Source organism: Limnoraphis robusta CS-951 (genome assembly GCF_000972705.2).
On sequence record NZ_LATL02000079.1, the window covers coordinates 1 to 2,931 of the forward strand.

The 2,931-nt window shown below is 42.5% G+C and carries 2 protein-coding genes; both read left to right on the forward strand.

Annotated features, from left to right (window positions below):
• Positions 1-162: 162 nt before the first annotated feature.
• Entirely contained in the window at positions 163-1,323 is a 1,161-nt protein-coding gene (locus WN50_RS30820) for a prephenate dehydrogenase/arogenate dehydrogenase family protein (RefSeq protein ID WP_046280387.1), read from the forward strand.
• Positions 1,324-1,977: 654 nt separating this feature from the next.
• Entirely contained in the window at positions 1,978-2,847 is an 870-nt protein-coding gene (locus WN50_RS06865; protein ID WP_235440862.1) for a response regulator, read from the forward strand.
• Positions 2,848-2,931: the final 84 nt, after the last annotated feature.

Consider the following 2,931-nt stretch of genomic DNA (forward strand, 5'->3'; position numbering starts at 1 on the left):
TTATAACCCCGCCCGTTTAAACAATCACCCCTGTAGGGGCGGGTTCTGCAACAATTGAGCGCTCTAACAAACAAGCTTTATAAACCCGCCCTCTCTCTTTTGAAAATGGGGAAACTGCCCCGACAAGACTGCTGAGTGATCACTGAAAAACAGGTAAATATAATGGTGTTTTGTTCAAAATCTCCCTCAAAGTTAGAAGATATTGATCGTCAGCTTGTTAAGTTACTCGGAGAACGGATCGCTGCGATCGCTGAAGAGCAAAGTAATCACATGAATTCGGCGGTACTGAAAACGGAGTTGGATCACGCGGGTGTACCGGAGTTTGTTTGGCGCAATTTATTAACCAGTGCGGCGGCTGCGGCGACGATTACTCCCTCTGTTACCGAAGATCTCGGCCGAACAGATTGGCCTCAGCAGGTGACACTGATTGGCGGGACGGGTAAAATGGGTCAGTTTTTTGCTGAACAACTGACCTGTGCTGGACATCAGGTGAGGATCATGGGCCGCGATGATTGGGATGATGCTGAGGTGCTGTTGGGAAATGCGGATCTGGTGATGGTTTGTGTACCAACTCAGCAAGCTGTTAGTGTTATTAAAAAAGCAGCCTCATACCTACGAGAGACGACAGCTTTGACTGACATTATTAGTATTAAAGCACCCATTGTTGAGGCGATGCTCACTTATCATTCTGGCCCAGTTATGGGATTGCACCCGATGTTTGGCCCTGGAATAAGTTCTTTTTTATCTCAAAATGTTGTGGTTTGTCCGGGGCGAAGCGAAACTGCTTTTGATTGGCTGTTGAGGCTGATTGAGCGGAATGGCGGTAAACTGAGAACCAGTTCGGCGACAGAGCATGATCGAATGATGGGGACGGTGCAGGGAATTCGCCATTTTATGACTTTTGGTTTGGGTGTGTTTTTGGCGACTGAGGGGGTTGATGTGGCTCGGAGTCTGGAGTTGTCTAGTCCGTTGTATCGGTTGGCGATCGCTCAAGCTAGTCGTCTTTTTGCTCAAAATGATTCTCTTTCTTTAGAAATTATGATGGGTTCCCCAGAAAGTCGTGGTATTTTGCAGCGACTTTCTACAACCTACGCTCAACTCGCCAGCGCAGCAAGCTGTTGTGATCGCGACTCGCTCAAAAGAGCTTTTGAAATCGCTCATCAAACTTTTCAAACTGTAGTGCCTCAAACACTACCAGAAACTGATCATATCATTGAAAGTTTGAGCGTATTTCTGGCGGCTTCGACAGTTGAATCTCTTGAGGCTGATTGTGTACAGCCGTCTATGCAACCGCCTAGAAAACTCAACAGAATCGTTAGCTGAATTCTTGACATCTATCTGCCTGTCAATACTGCGATTGAACTCATTTTATGGGTTCTAACCCCCTTTTTTTGAATTTTCAATACAAAAGAATACATTAAATTAATCCTAAATTAAGGGTAGGGTTTCCTGTCTTTATAAGGACTCCTATCCGCAAATCTTAAGCAATCTTGATCATTTTTTCTGGACTTGACTAATTTACGGGTTAAACGTTACAATAATTAAGAATAGATTTCAACTTGCAGTTCAAAAGCAGAAGAGTTCCCCAATCACAAATTTATTGTTTTGTGGAACTTGAGGGTGCTTAATGAGCATTACACTTGAACAAATTAAGCCTTGTTTTTTTCAGCTGCTTGTGATGAATTCATTAAACTTCCTCATTTTTTAAGGAAAAGATTGAGGAGGTGTAAGATTGAGTTTGATAACCATTGAATGAGTGAATTGTACCACTAGCTCAAGCCAATGAGTGGAATGGTATTGTCAATCATGCTGCTCGATCAGAGTAGCTTTTGGTGAACCAACTTGTACCTAACTATATTTAAAAAGCTGTATTTTCAAAACGCAGTAATGTTTAGTCTTGTTAACTTTTTTTTGTACTGTTTTTGAATTTAAACAAGTCTAATCAACTTCTGTAATCAAGTAATTGACGTGAAACCCATGACAATAAGCACAGCAATGATGAGTGCATCTTCTTCTTCTGCAAGTGCGTCTTCTGCAAAGGTTTTAATTGTTGAAGACGATTATCCGACCCGACAGCTATTTATTGATAGTTTGGAAGCTGAAGGATTTATGCCGATTGCAGCAGAAAATGGGATGATCGGGCTGGAGCTGGCCCGTAAGCATCTGCCTGAAGTGATTATCTGCGATATTATCATGCCAGAACTCGATGGCTATGATGTTTTAAATGCTTTGCGACAATGCCCTGAAACTGCGATCATTCCGTTTATTTTTCTGACGGCAAAATGGGAGAAAGATCATTTTAGACAAGCGATGGAGTTAGGTGCAGACGACTATCTCACAAAGCCTTGTCGTTTGCAAGACTTAACTGAAGCTGTTCTTTCACAGATCAAAAAACGCTCTATTTTACAGCAGGGATATGCCCTAAAATTTGGTCAAACTCCAACTGAAACTGTTCCAGAAGAGATAGAGGTTTCCGAAAACATTGCTCAGTCAGAAGACTATTCTACTTTTCCTTTTGAAGAATCGCTCAAGAAAGTGTTCAATTTTATTGAAGCAAACTATTGGCGAACAATTACTCTCGCTGAAGTGGCTGAAAATGCAGGGTACTCACCAGCTTATTTGACCAGTCAAGTGGGATCTTTAACAGGAAAAACAGTGAATCGCTGGATTATTGAGCGACGGATGAAGGCAGCGCGAGCGCTCCTGAAAGAAACTTGCTACACAGTAGAACAAATTGCCCGTAGGATTGGCTATCAAAGCTCTTGTCACTTTTCCAGACAGTTTCGCAAGTATCATGGAGTCGCCCCTCAAATTTGGAGAAACCAGCAGAAAAACAATAATGATTAGTTGACATCCTCCCCTCCGTAAACGAAGGGGATTCCCAAACCTTACGATTTGGGTTTCTGTTTCTTAGCAGTTGCCTTGCGAGAT

Bases quoted from the DNA above. Each gene is read 5' to 3' on its own strand.
- WN50_RS30820 (WP_046280387.1), top strand. From the start codon at position 163: ATGGTGTTTTGTTCAAAATCTCCCTCAAAGTTAGAAGATATTGATCGT.
- WN50_RS06865 (WP_235440862.1), top strand. From the start codon at position 1,978: ATGACAATAAGCACAGCAATGATGAGTGCATCTTCTTCTTCTGCAAGT.